The sequence below is a fragment of the Scytonema hankhaensis NUACC26 genome, assembly GCF_045865695.1.
Lineage (GTDB): Bacteria > Cyanobacteriota > Cyanobacteriia > Cyanobacteriales > Nostocaceae > Scytonema.
Map to the genome: position 1 here is coordinate 107,527 of NZ_BAACAP010000239.1, position 18,642 is coordinate 126,168.

12 protein-coding genes are annotated in these 18,642 nt (G+C 40.3%); 3 read left to right on the forward strand and 9 right to left on the reverse strand.

The window, feature by feature from the left end:
• Nucleotides 1-47 precede the first annotated feature (47 nt).
• Nucleotides 48-3,047 carry a response regulator gene (locus ACKTT2_RS39905; RefSeq protein WP_407896902.1) on the reverse strand — a complete coding sequence of 1,000 codons (3,000 nt, stop codon included), beginning with the start codon at nucleotides 3,045-3,047 and terminating at the stop codon, nucleotides 48-50.
• Nucleotides 3,048-3,442: 395 nt separating this feature from the next.
• Entirely contained in the window at nucleotides 3,443-6,049 is a 2,607-nt protein-coding gene (locus ACKTT2_RS39910; RefSeq protein WP_407896904.1) for a M1 family aminopeptidase, read from the reverse strand.
• A 433-nt stretch (nucleotides 6,050-6,482) separates the two neighbouring features.
• Between ACKTT2_RS39910 and ACKTT2_RS39915 the strand changes: the two genes are divergently transcribed.
• Nucleotides 6,483-8,156 carry a DUF3352 domain-containing protein gene (locus ACKTT2_RS39915; protein WP_407896906.1) on the forward strand — a complete coding sequence of 558 codons (1,674 nt, stop codon included), beginning with the start codon at nucleotides 6,483-6,485 and terminating at the stop codon, nucleotides 8,154-8,156.
• Nucleotides 8,157-8,910: 754 nt separating this feature from the next.
• Here ACKTT2_RS39915 and ACKTT2_RS39920 read toward each other — a convergent pair.
• The gene (locus ACKTT2_RS39920; RefSeq protein ID WP_407896908.1) at nucleotides 8,911-9,255 is read right to left on the reverse strand and encodes a hypothetical protein; all 345 of its coding nucleotides are present in this window, start codon (nucleotides 9,253-9,255) and stop codon (nucleotides 8,911-8,913) included.
• A gap of 1,042 nt (nucleotides 9,256-10,297) precedes the next feature.
• Between ACKTT2_RS39920 and ACKTT2_RS39925 the strand changes: the two genes are divergently transcribed.
• Nucleotides 10,298-11,218, forward strand: coding sequence for a class I SAM-dependent methyltransferase (locus tag ACKTT2_RS39925; RefSeq protein WP_407896910.1), 921 nt, complete (start codon nucleotides 10,298-10,300; stop codon nucleotides 11,216-11,218).
• Nucleotides 11,211-12,191 carry a PrsW family intramembrane metalloprotease gene (locus ACKTT2_RS39930; protein ID WP_407896912.1) on the forward strand — a complete coding sequence of 327 codons (981 nt, stop codon included), beginning with the start codon at nucleotides 11,211-11,213 and terminating at the stop codon, nucleotides 12,189-12,191. The genes ACKTT2_RS39925 and ACKTT2_RS39930 overlap by 8 nt, the downstream gene beginning before the upstream one ends.
• Before the next feature lie 7 nt (nucleotides 12,192-12,198).
• Here ACKTT2_RS39930 and ACKTT2_RS39935 read toward each other — a convergent pair whose 3' ends face one another.
• The 6 genes from ACKTT2_RS39935 to ACKTT2_RS39960 form a co-directional block, all read right to left on the reverse strand.
• On the reverse strand, nucleotides 12,199-13,188 hold the full coding sequence (locus tag ACKTT2_RS39935) for a glycosyltransferase family 2 protein (protein WP_407896914.1): 990 nt from the start codon (nucleotides 13,186-13,188) through the stop codon (nucleotides 12,199-12,201).
• A gap of 824 nt (nucleotides 13,189-14,012) precedes the next feature.
• Nucleotides 14,013-14,882 carry a 6-carboxytetrahydropterin synthase gene (locus ACKTT2_RS39940; RefSeq protein WP_407896917.1) on the reverse strand — a complete coding sequence of 290 codons (870 nt, stop codon included), beginning with the start codon at nucleotides 14,880-14,882 and terminating at the stop codon, nucleotides 14,013-14,015.
• A 113-nt stretch (nucleotides 14,883-14,995) separates the two neighbouring features.
• Nucleotides 14,996-15,706 (reverse strand): J domain-containing protein, encoded by a 711-nt coding sequence (locus ACKTT2_RS39945; protein WP_407896919.1) that lies wholly within the window; start codon nucleotides 15,704-15,706, stop codon nucleotides 14,996-14,998.
• An 86-nt stretch (nucleotides 15,707-15,792) separates the two neighbouring features.
• Nucleotides 15,793-16,755: a cysteine synthase A gene (gene cysK, locus ACKTT2_RS39950; RefSeq protein ID WP_407896921.1), complete on the reverse strand. Its 963-nt coding sequence runs from the start codon at nucleotides 16,753-16,755 to the stop codon at nucleotides 15,793-15,795.
• A gap of 87 nt (nucleotides 16,756-16,842) precedes the next feature.
• Nucleotides 16,843-17,280, reverse strand: coding sequence for an RrF2 family transcriptional regulator (locus ACKTT2_RS39955; protein WP_407896923.1), 438 nt, complete (start codon nucleotides 17,278-17,280; stop codon nucleotides 16,843-16,845).
• A 223-nt stretch (nucleotides 17,281-17,503) separates the two neighbouring features.
• Nucleotides 17,504-18,642, reverse strand: a 1,139-nt coding sequence (locus ACKTT2_RS39960; protein ID WP_407896925.1) for an iron uptake porin, incomplete at its 5' end; no start/stop codon positions are given.

Consider the following 18,642-nt stretch of genomic DNA (forward strand, 5'->3'; position numbering starts at 1 on the left):
ATTGGCGATTGGCGATTAGCGATTGGGAATTTCCTATTCCCCAATCCCTAATCCCCAGTCCCTAATTTGGTAATTTTAATAATTGTTTCTACTTGAAAATTATCAACTAAATTTTTTAAAGCAAGAGCCAGTTCAAATTGCTCTTTAGGAATTTGACTAAATAATTCCAAAAGTTTGGCTTCATCAATGACGAGTGCAGCGTGATGGACTTCAGCAATCCAATCACGAGGCATAACTTGTAAATCCGAAGCCGTCAGTTGTTTGTGTTGTTTATCAGACAAAGAAACTAGCTGTTGATTTTCTTCTGCATAAACATAACGTAAATTCAAATATTCCGCCATTTTTTCAAAGATAACACTTTCTTCAAAAGGTTTAGTTACAAAATCATTACAACCATTTTGTAACATAAGTTGTCTATCTTCCTCAAAAGCACTTGCACTCAAAGCAATAACTATTGGACTTCTTCGCTGAGTCATTGCTCGAATTTTTTGAGTGACTTCATATCCATTCATCACGGGCATTTGCATATCCATCCAAATCAAGTCGGGTTCCCACTCTTGGTAAAAAGCAAGGGCTTGCAATCCATTTTCCGCCGAGTAAACTTCAAAACCAACAGATTCCAGCAGTTTCACCAAAAGCTGTCTATTTTCAACATTATCCTCCACAACAAGAATCCGAAAGATGGGTTGTTCTGGTTGCAAACTTATCACTTGTTTCGTAATACTTTTGCAAGGAATAACATCCACCTCTTGAGGTAAAGTAAGTTGAATGCAACAAACAAAAGTTGCACCCCGACCTAAAACACTACGAACCGTTACATCACCTCCCATAAGTCTAGCAAACTGACGGCTAATAGGCAGCCCCAGTCCCGTACCTTGCATAAAATTGCGTCCATTTTTTGCCTGTACAAATGGTTCAAAAATAAAGCCTAGTTCTTCAGCCGCAATACCAGGTCCGGTATCTTCTACTTGAAATTCAAAAATCGATTTATTTTTTTCTCTGAAAGCAGAAGTTTGACAAGAGACTTTTAAAACAATACTGCCTACAGCAGTAAATTTAATAGCATTTCCTATAAGATTAATAAGTATTTGTCTCAGCTTACCTTCATCACCACAAACATACTGAGGAACTTCTGAACCTATCTCCATCTTTAAATTCAAACCCTTATCAGAAGCCTTTAGAGAAAACATCTCTTGCAAAGAGTAAATGAGGCGATTTAAGTCAAAAAAAACTTCATTTAAAGTTTGATGACCTGCCTCAATCTTAGCCATTTCTAAAATATCATTAATTAATGAAAGCAAATACTCACCGCTACGACTGATAATGCCTAAATTTTCTCGGTCTTCTTTTGAAAGTTGGCTGTTACGATTGATGAGTCGGGTAAAACCCAATATCGCATTGAGGGGAGTTCGCAACTCATGACTCATCTTAGCCAGAAATTGACTTTTAGCTTGATTAGCAATGTCTGCTTGTTCGGCTGCTTTCTGAAGTGCGACATGAGAAAATTCAAGTGCTACAAGCATAAGAAGATTCTTCATCTCTTGAGCCACTTCAAGATCGAAAGGTTGCCAAGGGAGAGACTTTTCGCTAACAGTTTCTTTCCACAGTTCAAATGATTTACGTGGAGATAAATACAAACTCCCATCCAATTCAGAAGATACAGGCTTATTAGGATAGCCCGCCCAATGAACTGTTTGAATTTGCTCTGGTCTAAACCAAATAATATGATAAGACCTCTGATTGAGAAAAATAGAAATAATTAAAACACCGCTAATTCCATAATTAAATTTTCTAGCATTAGGATAGATTTCAATCAAAGAATTTGTATGAAAAACTTCTTGACGATAAGAATTAATTAACCAATTAACAAGTTTTTGTGTTTCTCCCTTAGAAGGGGTTTGACCGAGTAAAGTAATTTTATCTTCTAATAAGATAGCAGCCCCTTGAGCCTGAAATAACTTTAATAAATTTGACTCCTGACGTTGAAAGACATTTCCCAAATAATTTGACTCACTTGCCAAAGCTTGTCTGAGTTGTTCTTGAACGGATTTCACTTTTTGACGGTAAAAACTCAAGATTTTTTCTTGATGATTCAGAATTTCAATAGAAGCAAATTGTCCGAGGAATTCACAAGCTTTGCGAATTTCATAATCAACATATTTAGGAGAATAATGGTGACAAGCAATCAAACCCCAAAGCTTATTTTCATTGATAATTGAGATAGACATTGAAGCAACAACGCCCATGTTATGTAAATATTCTACATGCATAGGCGATACACTTCTCAATACCGAACCACTCAAGTCAAGCGGTTTATTTGTCAGAGAATTGATAACTGGAAATAATTTGGCAGGCTGATAGTTAACATCAACAATAACGCGCAACCAATTTTCATAATAAAGTTTTCTAGCTTGAGATGGAATATCTGAAGCTGGATAATGCAGCCCTAAATAACTTTCTAGGTCGTTTGGTTTATCTTCAGCAATCACAACACCACTATAATCTGACTCAAATTTGTAGAGCATAACTCGGTCAAACTGAGTTATCCTTCTTATTTCTCGCGCTAGTCTTTGAGACAATTCTGAAAAATCCGCCGCACTCCGAATGTGAGAAACTGCACCTTGTAAAATATGGTAGTAACCTAAAGACGAAGCTTTTTCTGTTGATGAATAAAGTTCTAATTCAAGAATTAAAATCTCTTCAGAACGATGAAGCGAACCTAAAAAAACTACCGAATCTTGAGTGTTGTTATCAATTTTAAGGTTGAACAAGTGAACGGCTGCTAAGTTATCCTCTGCCAAATATTCAGCCATAAAATTCACCTGTTCTTCAGGGAATATGGAATTTAAGTTTTGACCAATTAAAGATTCAGCAGAAATATCAAAAAATACATTTGTATTTTGGCTTGCTTGCAAAATTTTCAAATGCGGTTCCTCAAGAGCCAAAAGTACCCCGTGTGGCTGTATCTGACCGGGAATATGGATTGGTTCGCGATCGCAGTTCGTTAAATTAACTGGTTCTGATAAAATAACTTCGTTAAATTGCATGACAAATTATAAAGTATAAATTATGAATTATGAAGTATAAATTATGAATTCGGTTAAAAAATTAACAAAAATTGGTATTTGCTTCTTATGTTTTCTTAAGGAAAATTTTAAGTTTTTATTAAAATATAATTTTTGAAATTTATGTACAAAATACTACTTATTTTATATGCTAAGTACCGTAAAATTGCTGAAATTCTCTAAAATTTATAGAAACTCATTATGTCCAATTATTTACCCCCCTTAATCCCCCCGATGTATTGGGGGGAAACTAGATTTCCAGTTCCCTCCCCTTGTAAAGGGGAGGGCTAGGGTGGGGTAAAACTGAAGCTAAAATTACATATAGAAAGACGCGCCATGGCGCGTCTCTACACAAGGATATAGCTAGGCAGATTGCCTTACTTAGATTTTGCTTCCAAGTTCTCTAAACGACTTCTCAACTCTTGATTTTGTTGCCTGAGTTGCTCGACTTCAGAACGCAACTGACGCAACGCATTATCGGAACCAACACTCTTTTGAACTCTAGAAATCTCTTCTTCAGCATAGCGACGGACTCGCCCATCTGGTGTTTGCTCCGCTATGGCTTGTAGTGGTACGATCGCTTTCGGTGTTTCCATTTGTCCTAAAGCAGCCACCACTGCCAATTCTGTCAAAAAGAATGTTTCTCGCGATATCTCTGTCAATCGCTCCAAAATCCGCTCTAAATTTGTCGTTGTTTGACCAACAGAAATCTTTCCTAGAGATCGGATTGCAGCTAAACGCAGCGGTTGCGGGACACCTTGCTTTGTGTACTCCATCATCAAGTCTAGCGCACCAACTGATGTTTTGAGTTGTGATAAACCCGCGATCGCACCACTGCGAACTACTTCATTCCAACCTGCTTTGTCCTCCAAAACAGATTTCAGCAACTTGATAACTTTGTCTTCCTTGATTTTCAAAGACTCTGATGCTGTTGCAATCGTACCAACAGCACGAGCCGTTGCCGACTCCACATAATAACTGGGATCGCCTTTCTCCAGCAAATCCTTCAATGCCTTATAACTGTCAGAAATCTTAATTTCACTTAACGAATCTACAACAGCACGGCGCACGCGAGCATCTTTATCTTTCAACCCAACAACAAGAGCATCAAAAGTTTGGTCTAACTTAATTTCCGCAATTTGTTTTGCCACTTCAGTACGGACACCCCAGAATGGTTCCTTAACCAAGGCTTCTGACAGTGCTTTCAATGCTTCCAAACCACCTTTCTTTGCCAAAGCCTCAGTTGCATAAATCCGAGATATGGGGTTGGGATCGAATTCTAACTGTGCTTTCAATTCCGGTACTGGATACTCCACAGACACCGTTTTCAAGAAATGATTCCCCACATCAAAACTGACAAATTGAGGTTTTTCTTCTAATGGAAAATAAAAACTTTGTTCTCGTTCGTTGACACGGACGGTGAAAGTCTTTAGGTAAGGAGCCTTGTCCCCCTTATCCTCTTCCTTAACGTATCCAAAACCAATAGGAATTCTCAAATCAAACAAACTGTTGCTGCTACCGTTATTATCTGATACAGCTTGGTTTTGGGTAATTGTTACCTTAGCTAAATTAGAATCTCCATCCCAGGAGTAAACCACTTTAAAATCAGGATGTCCGCCACGATACACGTACTGATCGAACAAGAACAGGAGATTTCGCCCGGTTGCTTTCTCAATCGCCCGTAGTAAATCCACTGTTTCTACAGTATTATGGGCATTATCCCGCACAAATGTTTGGATGGCTTTCCAGAATAACTCTTCTCCCAATTCCGAGCGGATCATGTGATAAACACACGATCCCTTCTCGTAGATGTGGCGATCGTAAAGTTCAATTGCTTCTCGATAAACGTGAGTTACCATAGGGCGGCGGTAACGTCCGCTATCCTCAGCTAAATAACTCCGAGCTTCTAACAATCGATAATATGCTGCTTCTTGGGCACCATACTCTCGTTCAGTCCACAAGACCTCTGAATAAGAAGCCATGCCCTCTTTAATCCAAGCATGAGACCAATGCTTAATCACCACCAAATCGCCAAACCACTGATGCGCCAATTCATGGACAACCAAGCTTTCGGTGTTGCGGTTATCGAGTGCGGCTCGTGCATCCAGCAAACATCTATCTGTTAACAATGTTGCTGACGTGTTTTCCATTCCCCCGAAGATGAAATCATCAACACACACTTGAGCGTATTTGGGAAAGGGGTAGGGATAACCGTACTTATCGCTCAAAAACCCTATCATTTGAGGAGTTTTGCCCATACTGCGCTTGGCATCTTCCTCGCGCCCCTTTTCTACGTAGTATGTTACGGGAATGCCATTCCATTCATCGCTAATTTCCGCAAAATCACCTACAGCAAGAGTCATTAAGTAAGTCGGATGGACTTGCTTTTGCAACCAGTGATAAATTTTGCGCTCGCCGTCTTCCTCTGTAGCGATAAGTTCGCCATTGGAAATTGCAATGAGAGGCTTGGGAACGCGAAGGCGAATTTCTGAAGTTGATAGCTGTCCGGGATAGTCAAAACACGGGAACCAAAAGCGAGAATCTTCGTCTTCTCCTTGAGTCCAAACTTGGGTGGGCTTTTTGGGATAGTGTTTGTCTGCTTCTATAAAGTAAAGACCCCGTTGTGGTTTTTCTGCTGAGTAGGCAATCGCGATCGCAATCTGCTTATTCATCTCAGTTTGTATACTGAGATAAATTGACAACTGTTTGCCGTCATATTCAAACTTTTGGGGGTTGCCATCCACTTGAACCGACTCAATATTGAGATTGACAGCATCCAGAACCAAGCGATCTAGACCATTACGGATAGGTGTTAAAGTAATGCTACAAGTACCGTGGTAACTTTTGTTAGGAATATCTAGGCTGAGGTCAAGAAAAATATGCTCTACTTGTCCGGGCTTATCTGGATTGTAGTGCGGTTTTGCCCCTGGTAACTCAAAAGATTTGTATCGGTTACTTTCTGTATCAAAATAATACTGCGACATCGATGTTTACTGACCTTAGAAACCCTGAAAACTCTTAGATTGAAACACTGAGGTCACAACACGAGAGTTTCGTGCCTTTCCCCAATTGATTCCATGCACCCTAATACTTTGCACCCTGTTATCTCTATACAGGCATTTTGTCCCAAGAAAGTTTAACATTCTGTAAAAATACCCTAAATATATATAAATTAGAATAGCTCGCCACTATCTAAAGAAATATATTTTTCAGATAAAGAACTTTCTTTTGCGGATTGGCATACAAAACAGGTGTAGTCCCTCTAGGATCGCTAGAAGACCAACCGTGTATAGAAGTCATAATTTTATCAGTAATTACCGAAAAGTTAACATTAAAAGAGTTAAGGAATCCGAAAACTCCACAATGACGTTTTTACTAACCTTAAGGACAATTTGAAGAAAATAGGACATTTTAACAATGCCAGAAAGTAAATCTAAGAATAATTTTTTAATTCCTGCTATTGGTACTGCGGTAGTTGTAGCAGGAGGTGTAGCTGCCTATATGTACTTTAAAGGTGGTCCCCAAGGAAACGTTTCCGACGCTCTCAATGCTGCTAAAATCGTACCAGATGAAGCATTGATGGCAACTTATATTTCCACCGATCCAACAGCTTGGGCAAAGTTAGAGCAATTTGGGACGCCAGAAGCCCAGAAGATAGTCGCCAAAGAGCTAGAAAACTTCAATAAAAGCCTCTCAACTGATAATAGTATTTCCTATGAAAAAGATATAAAACCTTGGGTAGGCGGCGTGATGATTGCCGTACTTCCACCCAACGCAGTCAAACCCGCACAGAGTACACCTCAAGCTTCCCAACAATCCAACGTCCTGATGGTGGTAGGTATCAAAGACAAAATCCAAGCTTTGAACTTTGCCACGAAATTAAAAGGACAAAAAGACCTAAAAATTCAAGAAACTGACTATAAAGGCGAAAAAATTATAGAAACTTCCAGGAAAAGCTCGCCTACGTACACTGCTATTTTAAATAATACATATGTAGTCTCAGCAACAGAAAAGTCAGCTATAGAAAATGCTATTGACACATTTAAAGGACAACCTTCCTTTGCCAACAAAGAAGGTGCAAGCAGCTTGCTAACTCAAGGTGTCAACGTTGAAAATACCGTCGCCCAAATCTACGTACCTGATTATGCTGCTATGGTACAGCAACTTGTTGCTACGAATCCACAGTCAGCACAATTACCTGCACAAACATTGTCGCAATTAAAACAAGTAAAATCTATGGTGGCAGGAATTGGTATTGACAATGCAGGTGTACGGTTGAAAGCAACTGCTAAACTAGATCCCCAACTCGTAAAATTCCAATACCAAAATACGGGATCTAAAGTTGTGTCGGAATTTCCGTCAGAGACAATGGCAATTATCAGCGGACAGGGAATCAGCAGTTGGTGGTCAACAGTTGTCGAACAATCAAAAGACGTTCCTGAATTAAAGCAAACCCTTGAAACAGCCCGTCAGCAACTAAAATTTGTCAATATTGACCTAGATAAGGACGTTTTTAGCTGGATGGATCGGGAATTTGGAATTGCAGCTATCCCATCAAATCAAGGCGTACTGGCACAAATTGGCTTTGGAGGAGCATTGGTCTTTCAGACAGGCGATCGCAAAACTGTAGAAGAAACCCTTAACAAATTAGATACCATTGTCAAAGCACAATCTTTAAACATTACTAAAAGAGACATTGGTGGCAAAGAAATCACTGAATGGGAAATTCCCAAACAAGGAGCATTGTTAGCACACGGCTGGCTCAATCAAGATACTGTATTTGTAGCGATTGGTGGACCAGTAGCAGAAATGTTAGTAAATCGTCAAGGTCCGAGCTTAGACAGCAGTGCGAATTTCCAAGCAGTCACCAACACCTTACAAAAACCCAACGGCGGTTACTTCTATATAGATATGGATAAAACCGCATCCCTGATCGAGCGCTTTGCCACAGCACAACGGCAACCAATTTCCCCAGAAGCCAGTGCTATTATGAGTTCCATTCGCGGTTTGGGTATGACTGCTACTAGCCCCGACAAATCAACCTCTCAAGTCGAGATGTTGTTAGCACTAAAACCCAAATCAGGTAGTTAAGTTTACCCCACCCTAACCCTCCCCTTGGAAAGGGGAGGGAACCAGACACCCTCGTTCCCAGGCGGAGCCTGGGAATGCAGATCTGGAAGCGGAGCCTCCAGTTAACAAGTCGAAGCGCCCACCAGTAGGTTGGGTTGAGGAACGAAACCCAACTATTTAGGTGTAAATTAAAAATAGCAACCTTCTCTGTTGAGCTTGCATTGTGGCAAAAATCGCTCTTGAAGTACCCGACGAATTATGGTTCTTTCGTACATAGCGTGCTAAATTTTAATTAAAATTTATAATTATGCTTTATTTGCAAGGCTTACAGACACTTCTAGTTTCAATTTTAGAAAAGAATACTGTTATAAAGGTAATAATGGCTGTAATACAATCCAGACAAGGATTTTAAGCTAATTTTCCTATAAAAATAGCACGCTAAGTACGCAAGAGCCGTTTACCCAGACGATTGAATCTCGTTGCATTAAATCTGGGATAGAAATAATCAAAGTTGATGCTGCATACACCAGCGTAATTGGTGTTACGAAATATATGGCAGCTTATGGTCTGAATTCTGGTTGTGCTGCTGCGTTGATAATAGCTCGGCACGGTCAGAATCGGACTGAAAGATTACCCAAACACCTTGATTCTTACTTCAAGAAGCCAGAGGACAAATTGAAGTCGGGAGCTTGGAAGAAGGTAGCTAAGAAGATTAATATTTGTGGTGGTTTTAATCGTCACAAATATTATTCCCTTGGTATCAAACAGGTAAAGACTAACTGTCTTTTGCACGGCAAGCTACGGCAAACAAAAGCTTCTTGTAAGCGTGATACTGTGCAGGTTCTAGTGACCCCTCATATCCGTAAAATTCTTTCAAATTGCGGTAACATAACATTTGAAGCTCTACTTCTAGAGACTTTAAATCTTTATCTACTTCTGGATCTATATAGGAAGAAACAGACTCTCGCTGCCGCTCAATTTCTCTTTTATACCTACCTATAGCACGAGGGTCACTTTCATAGCGCAGCACATCCTCGTATTGCTTAAGTAGTTTCTGGTCTTCAGTAATATTTTTTTCTAAATCTTGCAGTCTCTTCTCGTAAAAACCAAGTGATTTCATAGGTTTCATTTTTTATTTACTAGAATCAACACTGAGCTATATCGAGATACTGGTAAAATTCAAATCCTTAACTGCAAAAATTTATTTGAGTTTTGATTATTAAGAAAAGCAACCTGATAAATCTGCAATTTCCATTGCTTTAGAGGAAATTGACGTTGTAACCTTTGTCTAGCTGTCAAAAGAAAAATTTACAGTTATTAGTATGATAATAGACAATATTATAAAAATTGAGTGCTAAATCTGATTAATGTGTAAGGATTCAGGTCAGAGGGCAATACTGCGTAGGATTTGCAGGGAATGCAGGGGAGGAAAAATGCCAGACTGTACGCCAAGAGTACTCTAGAGAGGGTATTTAACCAGATTATAGCGGTTCTCACTGAAATGAAGTACAGATTTATCTGTGTTCATCTGCGATTCCTTAATTATTTGATGTATTGCACCCAATTGAAAACCGCTATAAAGTAGGTGGGCAATCTCATTGTTGGATGTTGTGCGGCATCGCCTAGGGTGTTGACTTTGTTGACTTTTAGTAAAAATGTACTATAAAAATTTATTTTCGTTGAAAGCGTTACCCAACAAGCATTTCAGTTCTAGTCAAGATTCTCAAATTTTGCATGAGTGATACCCCAAACAAGGCACAGAGTCAACACCCTAGAGCGTTGGTCAAGTAGAAGTAGTTGACATAAAATGCAGAATATGTCTCTTGTGTAAATCGAACTTTTAGGCGTTCAGGTTTTATGCGATCGCTAAAAACTAGACCTAAAAATTTATCCTGAAATAGGCGTTTTAACCCAATCACATAATTTTGTGTTTATCAACCGTTATTACTCGATCGGTGCTCTAGGCATAGCCCTACCTACTTGTTACAAAGTCGAGGCAGAGCCTCGCTCCATGCATTCCCAGGCGGAGCCTGGGAACGAGAGAACTGGCAGGTGGTCACTGTTAAGAAGTTAATTCGAGAGTGAAGATTGGATCGCTTAGAGCTTTATCATATTTGATAGACAAGCGCATTCCTCATTCCAAAGGTAGATAGAAATCAGTGATGAACACGGCTGTCAAAAATACTCCAGGATTAGCTTCACGCTTCATAAATGGAGTTCTTGCTATTAAACCTCTCGCCAACCTAGCCAAACACCAAGCTAGGCAAATGATGATTAAACGTGCTGAGAAAATCGGTGTGAATTGGACGCAAGAAGTCCGCACGCTACAAGCACGAGATTGGACAAAGGATTTTGCGAAAGTACAAAACCCACAAGTAACCTACCCAGGCTATTATTTGCAATCTTTCCACGCTTATGATAAGGGAGACCTTTGCTGGGAAGCAGCGCTAGAGGTAGAAGTTGCTGCTCAAACTGTTCATGCAACTCTTTGGGGCAAGACCACAGACCAAGGAGATGCTCAGCTACGTCAAAGTTATCATAATATTCTGACAAAGCAACTCCCCAGACCGCCACAAGCGATTTTAGATATTGGATGTAGTGTGGGGATGAGCACTTTTGCACTACAAAAAATTTATCCTCATGCCAAAATCACTGGTTTAGATTTGTCTCCTTATTTTCTCGCCGTTGCTCAATACCGAAGCCAACAGCGCGGTGTTAATATCGATTGGGTTCATGCAGCTGCTGAATCAACTGGGTTGGCGAGTGCTTCCTTTGATTTTGTCTCTATGTTCTTAATTTGTCACGAGTTACCTCAAGTCGCAACCAGACAAATTTTTGCAGAAGCCAAGCGTGTGCTACGTCCGGGCGGTTGTATAGGAATTATGGATATGAATCCAAGATCGGAAGTGTATCAAAAAATGCCTACCTATGTTATGACTTTGCTCAAAAGTACTGAACCACTTATGGATGAGTATTTCTCCTTCGATATCGAGCAAGCGTTAGTGGATGCTGGTTTCAAGACTCCTACCATCACTCCCAACAGTCCGCGTCATCGCACAATCGTAGCTCAAGTGCGTGATTGATGTACTTATAGTTTTGTTGGCAGTGTTCCCACCACTGCTTCTTTTGGTGTACTACTACAGCCGCATTCCAACTACTATCTCTCTCATACGGCTGTTGTCATTCTTTGCTCTTGGGGCAATATCTGGGTTTATTGCCCTTCACTTGGAACTGGTTTTTGAAACAGTTGCCCAAAAGGTTGTGAATTGGCGCATCATTCAGCGATCGCTATTTGGTGTTGCCCTGCGACAATTGATTGAAGTTGGTCCAATTGAAGAAGGTTGTAAGTTAGTCGCTGTCATCGCTTTAACTAACTATTTTCAACGGCAGTATCGGTTACGCTCTAGCACAGTTTTCCTTTTTTGTCTAGCCGTTTCGCTAGGTTTTACAGCCGAGGAAAACTGGATATATCTTTTCCATGGCTTTCAAGGTATGCCATCGGTTGTAGAAAGATTGATAAGCACGCCCGTGCATATCATGTTTTCTGCACCTTGGGGATATGCGTTAGGGGCGCTTGTCAATGACAGTATTTACTCAACCCGACACAGAGGTCAAGTTTTTCCAGCATGGGTAAACTCTGTTATTTGTCATGCTTTGGTCAATATTTTATCTATTAGCGGTCGCTATTCTTTCCCTTGGCGCTTGCTCAACTACGGATTATTTCCATTCTTGCTATGGATGTTTTGGCGACTGGAAAAATACTTACAAAAACTACAAGGTCAAGATTCAAGGACTCTCATCTCTGGTTTTACACTCAAGCAACGCTTATGGAGACAGTTTTTGATACTATTAACCCTGATGCTTGGTGGAAACGCGATTTTCGTGCTGTTTATCCTAACCAGAGACTTGAGTTTCCTCAATCAATTGCAATTTTTTGATATTAACGTTGTTTTGTCTGTTCTGAGTCGCTTATCTCTTAGCTTGATTCTTCTGCTCTCAGCGTGGGCTATCAACCGCTACTCGCGTCGCTTAGCTAGCCGCCGCCGATATTTTTAAATTTTATTTAAATAGTCAGAAATCTACGTGCTAGAGGGCGAGGAATAATCGACAAAGCAAACGCCGCAACTGTTCTGAGGTTAAACTTTTGTCGCCTAAGCGCGTGTAAAAGATAAGGTCTTGCTTCCTGAGTTTGCTCGGCTTTCAGTAAGCCTATGGCAAGAGTTGTGTGAGCTTGCAACCATTTTTCTTGGAAGTAATCTTTGAACTCCTGCAACCGTTCATCTTCCATAAATTGTCGATAGCAGTAAATCCCTGCTTTACCTGCCCGAATTTTTGACTGAACGCTCGAAGCCCCGTTCACAAAAGTTTCTGATTGAGTGTGTACGCGATACTTACTCAGTCTTTCAGGAGAGTAATAAGCTCCCTTTCCAGTGCGACATGCAAGGTAAGTTAGATACAAATCCCAATAAGAACCCATTTGAGGTGGAAAATCATCCCAGTCAATAGCATCTTTACGAATTACAGTCGCTACCGCACTGGGAACAGCTTGATGAACTAATCCGATTTCATAAAAAGGCTGGTAAACTCCTTCGTGTAGTTGGTCTCGCTTCCAACGTAGAGTGTTTTCCTCTGTAGCCTCAGAGTCAACTTTGCCTTTTGAGTCCATTATGTAGTGGTCGCTGAATGCGATCGCTACACTTGCATCTGCCTCTAGATTTGGAATTAGCTTTTCCAAAAATTCTGGATTCCAAACATCATCATCGTTCAAACTCGCAACATATTTTCCTCTTGCTTCCTTAAATGCACCAATCACATTCAAGGCGATCCCTAGATTTTTTGGATTGCGCCGGAACTGAATTCGCGGGTCTTGAAAAGAATCGACTATGTCCTGCGGATTTTCTACACTACCATCGTCCGACACAATAATCTCTACATTTTTATAGGTCTGATTGACAGCGCTTTCTATGGCTTCTCTAAGATATTTAGGGCGATTGTAAGTAGGAATGACCACGGTAACTAGTGGTTCTCGTGATAAGTTCTGTGCTTGTAACATTTTTACTCCTTTCGGTTAGCTTAGCTTTTGCCAGCAGATACAGCTATTTCTCTTAGAAACTGAGTTTTAAGAAAAATCAAGAATCATCAAACCTCGTTTTAAATGATAGCATCCACTTTATTAATATAACGTTCCACTAAAGTTTGAATTCCTGATTTTCTTTCATTATGATTTGGTTACGTGGAAATAAATGAAGTTTGGAGATGAAATTATAAATATTTCACGACCTAAAAGCTTTTCTTATCAAGCATTTCTCCAATTTTTTTTCCTCCTATTCTATTAGGACTAAAGTACTCATTTATCTTTTTGTCATTTCCTTTTCTCACCTATTTGTAATTCAAATTACAAAAATGATAATTTTAATTTATCAAACATTACTAATGCTTATAAAGTATAAATACAAATTTATTATATTTTAACAATTGCTTATCATATCTGTCTGAAGGAGGAAATGTTAGAAGATTTCTTGAAATCAAAGCGATCGAATTAACAATTTATTGACCTGGAAAAGATGTCAGGTTTAATAAAAAAATGTTATCATTTTTATGTATTACTTGCTATCTCAAAAATAACTCTATAGGAATAGAAGGTTAACAACTATATGGAGATGTAAGAAATAAAGGAATTCCATATTAAGTTGAAAATATAAAGTTACAGAATGGGAGCAAGTCTATGTGAAACTTTCTCAAGTTAAATTGTCAATCGATATTATATTGAAGTGAAAAAATTTAGATAGTTTCCAAAAGCTTATAAAATAACAAAAGCCTATCGCAATGAAAAATATTTGGATAGGCTTGATAATTCTTTTGTTATTTGTCGGAAGGCTATACTCGTACTAAAACAGACTCGCGCTCTACAGTGTTGGCATTCGACTCAGAATCAGTACAATAGATCTCACAAGAATTGTTGGGACTTTCAATTAATTTAACTTTATAGAGCTTTGCACCTAATTCTTGAATAGGCGATCGCAACAAATGACTGATGTAAAGTGCAATATTCTCAGCAGTGGGAACCACTTGAGCAAAATAAGGTATGTCTTTATTGAGGAAGGTATGGTCAAACGGTTCCACCACATAATCCTCAATCGCTTGATTGAGAGCTCCTAAGTCTACAATCATACCAGTGCGGGAGTTAATTTCCCCCTTCACAGTCACTTCAAGGTGGTAGTTATGCCCGTGTCCGTTAGGGCGAGCGCATTTACCATAAATCTCAAAGTTAGCTTCATTGCTGATATCGGGATGAGCAAGCCGATGAGCGGCGCTAAAGTGAGTGCTAAGAGTGAGGTAAGCTTCCATTGCGTCTCCTAAATAATCAGCCCAAAGTTCGGGATGTTCAAAAAGCTGCACGCGAGCAACAGGCAAATAGGGTGCTAGTTTATGCCAAATAACCCGTGCAATGTTTTCTGTAGTAGGCAGAGTTTGTTGAAATTCTGACCACACATCGTTAAGATAGGAAAAATCTAATTGACTAGTGACTTCGCGCTTGATAACGTGTTTCACATCAGACAGGTTTAGTACCATGCCATATTTGTCCAGTTCCCCAATGAGAGAGACAAATAAAACATAATTATGCCCGTGTCCGGGAAATTTAGAGCAAGCACCAAATTTCTCGATGTTTTCAGCATCGCTCAGTTCTGGTAACCAATAGCGATGGCTTGCCGAAAATTGAGCGCGGCGATTTACAATGCATTGCATGAGTGTGTGGAAGCAAAACTTAATATTTCTTAAATTTTTCTGCTTCCAGCATAAACTAATTTTTACTTAAATTACATATAAAAATGGACATAGGGCATGGGGCAAAGCCTTCCCTAAGCGTATGCACCCATAGATTGATGTGCTTCGCGGTACAAACGATTAGCGATGCGAAACATTTCTTGTCCCGTATGCAAATAATTTTCGTCGTAGTTCAAAGGGTAGTATTTAAGCTCATCTAGTCCATCACCAATTTGATTGAGACAATAGTAGAGATGAGCAGCAGACCGGGCTAAGCTTGGAGGATTTGGCAAAGAACGAAATTTGGTTTGCGCTTGCTTGAGGTCATCGCGACAGGCATCTAAATAATCTTGAAATTCATCTACAAGAACATCATCAAAGGGATCGGCAGAGAGTTTTTCTATTTGCTCTTTTAAAGAATAAAGAATACGGTAAACCAGACGATTTACAGGTTGATAAACAAAGTGCAACCACTCTTCAATTTGCTCATCAGCTTCTTTACCTGTTTGCCTGGTTGCCTGATACTGCTTTTGCGCTGAGGTTGTACGCTGTTGGCGACTTCGACTAGCTTTCTCAGAAAGCAGGCGCAATTTTTGGTCGTAATTTTGGCGATTTTGAGCATCCCCCAAAATCTCGTAAGCAGCGTTAATACGTATGATAGCGTCCGAGTCTGAAGTTTCCTGATTGCTATCTGGATGAAACATCTTTACCAATCGGCGGTAAGCTTGCTTAATCTCCGCTTGGCTAGCATCAGGGCGAACTTTAAGTGTTTCGTAGTGATTGCTGTGATTATTAGTCTCTGCCATTACTTAATTTTAACTGGTCATTGGTAACTAGTGACCAATTTCTAGTCCTCAATCACTGGTCACTGGTCACTGGTCACTGGTCACTGTTAACTGATACTAGCAGCTAGTTTGGGTTCTAAATCTTGGAACAGCGGTGTACTTAAATACCTTTCGCCAAAGCTAGGCTGAATCATAACAATCAAGCGCCCTTCGTTTTCTTGACGTTTGGCAACTTGAATTGCCGCACACAAAGCAGCACCGCTAGAAATTCCTGAGAGAAGCCCTTCCTCTCTTGCCAAACGACGACCGTAGGCAATAGCCTCATCATCCGTTACAGAAATCACTTCATCTATAACATCTACATTCAGAACTTGAGGCACAAATCCCGCCCCAATTCCCTGAATTTTGTGAGGTCCGGGTCTTCCCCCAGCTAAAACTTGACTGTTAGCCGGTTCAACTGCGATCGCTTGAAAACTTGGCTTGCGTGCTTTAATGACTTCAGCCACACCTGTAATAGTACCACCAGTACCCACCCCAGCTATCATTATATCTACCTGTCCTTCCGTATCTTCCCAAATTTCTTCAGCTGTAGTTTCCCGGTGTATTTTAGAGTTAGCGGGGTTACGGAATTGTTGTAACATATAAGCATTCGGTGTTGTCTCAACAATTTCCTGTGCTCGCCGGATTGCGCCACTCATACCCTCAATTCCCGTTGTGAGTTCGAGTTCAGCGCCAAAAGCCCGCAACATAGCTCTTCTTTCAGAACTCATAGTTTCAGGCATAGTCAAAACTAAGCGGTAACCCTTTGCAGCCGCCACCATTGCCAAAGCAATTCCCGTATTACCAGAAGTTGGTTCCACCAGAACCGTTTTCCCTGGAGAAATTAAACCTTCCTCCTCAGCATTATTAATCATGCTTACGCCGATACGATCTTTCACTGAAGCCGCCGGGTTCATGCTTTCTAACTTCACCACAATTCGAGCAACACAACCCTCCGCTTGTGGAATGCGGTTAAGTTGTACTAAAGGAGTTCGTCCAACTAGTTCTGTAATATCACGTGCTATTTGCATATTTTTGTCCTTAGTTAGTGGCTAGTGGTTAGTTGTTAGTGGTTAGTCGTTGACCACTAACCACTAACAACTAACTATTACAATTAATTAAATGTAGTACATTATGTCCAACTGCCGACGAGCATCTCGTTTTTCACATAAATCCGCAAGTGTATACTTTTGCAAAACTGCATTTGCTGCGTGCATTGCTTCAAGCCAAACATCTTCCACAACAGCGTTATCTACAGTTTTAGGGTTAACGTCCTCTTCAGCAGTTCGCACATCCAACCCTTCCAAACAACCTAAAATCTCAAATAAAGTGATTTTCCAAGGGTCTCGCGCCAACAAATAGCCACCTTTAGATCCGCGTTGGCTTTTAACCAAACCGCCACGTCTTAAAGTTGCTAGTAGTTGTTCTAAATAACGATCTGGTATATTTTGCTGTGCTGCAATCTGTCGAATTTGTAGCGGTTCCCCGCTTTGGTAATGAATTGCCAGCTCCAGTAAAGCAAGAATTGCGTATTCTGACTTACACGATAGTTCCACAGGCGACAAATAAGGGATGAAGGATATAAGGATGAGGGATAAAGATTTTTTATAGTTTATCTATTATTTTTCATCCTTCTTCCATTATACTCCGGTTCTCCACTAGGGTTTGTCCTTTTTCAAGGTAAATTTCCAATAAAAAACCCCACCTTGTGGTAGGGTTTTTTATTAGTTGTTAGTGGTTAGTTGTTGGTTGTTACTGCTACTAACCACTAACACAATTCTAGAAAGTAAATGTTGTTCTCAAAGTACCAATGAAAGCATCATCATTGTCGCTATTTTGACCGGGTGCTGAGAGCCAGATCACACCAGGAGTGATGGAGATATTTTCGTTGACTTGATACTTGTAGAAACCTTCAACGTGGTAAGGTGTATCGCTACCGGTAAAACCAGGACGGTTGCGAGAATAGGGTTCTGCTCCAGCAAAAACACCTAAAACATTCCCCTTCTTACCAAAGTCAGGTAGAGCGACGCCAACTCCATAACTCCAAGCCTCATAGTCATCATTAGCACCGAAACCAGTCACGTCATGGTAAGAAATAAAGCCACTGACAGAGAACTTATCGCTAGGTCTAATGGCTGCAGATAGACCGTAGGAGTTACTTGAGGATGCGTTTAAAGTACTCAAAGTGTTGGCTTGTGCAGTACCTACTATAGGAAGGTTTCCACCAGTAATGGTGTTTGAACCTGCCAATCCACCAGCATCAAATAAAGTGCTACCAGAACCATGATAACCATGAACATAAGTTGCAGCTAACGCAAATCTTTGACCGAGGTTAAAGTTTAGTTGTCCTAAAGCAGCATAGTTTCCGTTGAATACACCTGCACCCAAACCAGGGTTATTTGGTTCTGATCCCAAATAACCTACAGTTAGAGAACTTGGTCTGAGGATACCACCACCTTTACCAAGGTTAATATTTAGCGCTCCACCTGCACCGCCACCAATCCGGTAGATGGGGTTTTCAGAAGCAAAGGTAGACAGTGCGCCATTACCACCATCGTAGTCTTCAAAATATGGGTTGTTGGTAGCAGCATAGTCGCTATGAATACCACCAGTTGCTGCAACGTAGAGTTGAGCAGGACCAATGGGAACGTAGTAAGCCAACCAATCTAGCTGGACATCATTACCATTGTTGTTGAGGTTGAAGGTCTGCAAGCCTTCACCACTGGTGTTATTGTTAATGCCACCAATACTAAACCTATTGCCATTACCCATAGCAAGACGAGTGTGCAAAACGTCTTTACCTGTGAAGCTGGTTTGTAAGTCCAAACGAACTCTGTTTTGGAAGACAGTGTTGTTGTTATCACCAGCGCTGTCTCCAAAAGCATCAGTGAGAGCGAAAATTGCTTCACCAACGAGTT

What these genes read in the sequence shown, in the direction of transcription:
- ACKTT2_RS39945 (WP_407896919.1), bottom strand. Translation starts at nt 15,706, where the DNA reads ATGGCAGAGACTAATAATCACAGCAATCACTACGAAACACTTAAAGTT.
- ACKTT2_RS39920 (WP_407896908.1), bottom strand. Translation starts at nt 9,255, where the DNA reads ATGAAATCACTTGGTTTTTACGAGAAGAGACTGCAAGATTTAGAAAAA.
- ACKTT2_RS39905 (WP_407896902.1), bottom strand. Translation starts at nt 3,047, where the DNA reads ATGCAATTTAACGAAGTTATTTTATCAGAACCAGTTAATTTAACGAAC.
- ACKTT2_RS39915 (WP_407896906.1), top strand. Translation starts at nt 6,483, where the DNA reads ATGCCAGAAAGTAAATCTAAGAATAATTTTTTAATTCCTGCTATTGGT.
- ACKTT2_RS39935 (WP_407896914.1), bottom strand. Translation starts at nt 13,188, where the DNA reads ATGTTACAAGCACAGAACTTATCACGAGAACCACTAGTTACCGTGGTC.
- ACKTT2_RS39925 (WP_407896910.1), top strand. Translation starts at nt 10,298, where the DNA reads ATGAACACGGCTGTCAAAAATACTCCAGGATTAGCTTCACGCTTCATA.
- ACKTT2_RS39910 (WP_407896904.1), bottom strand. Translation starts at nt 6,049, where the DNA reads ATGTCGCAGTATTATTTTGATACAGAAAGTAACCGATACAAATCTTTT.
- cysK (WP_407896921.1), bottom strand. Translation starts at nt 16,755, where the DNA reads ATGCAAATAGCACGTGATATTACAGAACTAGTTGGACGAACTCCTTTA.
- ACKTT2_RS39940 (WP_407896917.1), bottom strand. Translation starts at nt 14,882, where the DNA reads ATGCAATGCATTGTAAATCGCCGCGCTCAATTTTCGGCAAGCCATCGC.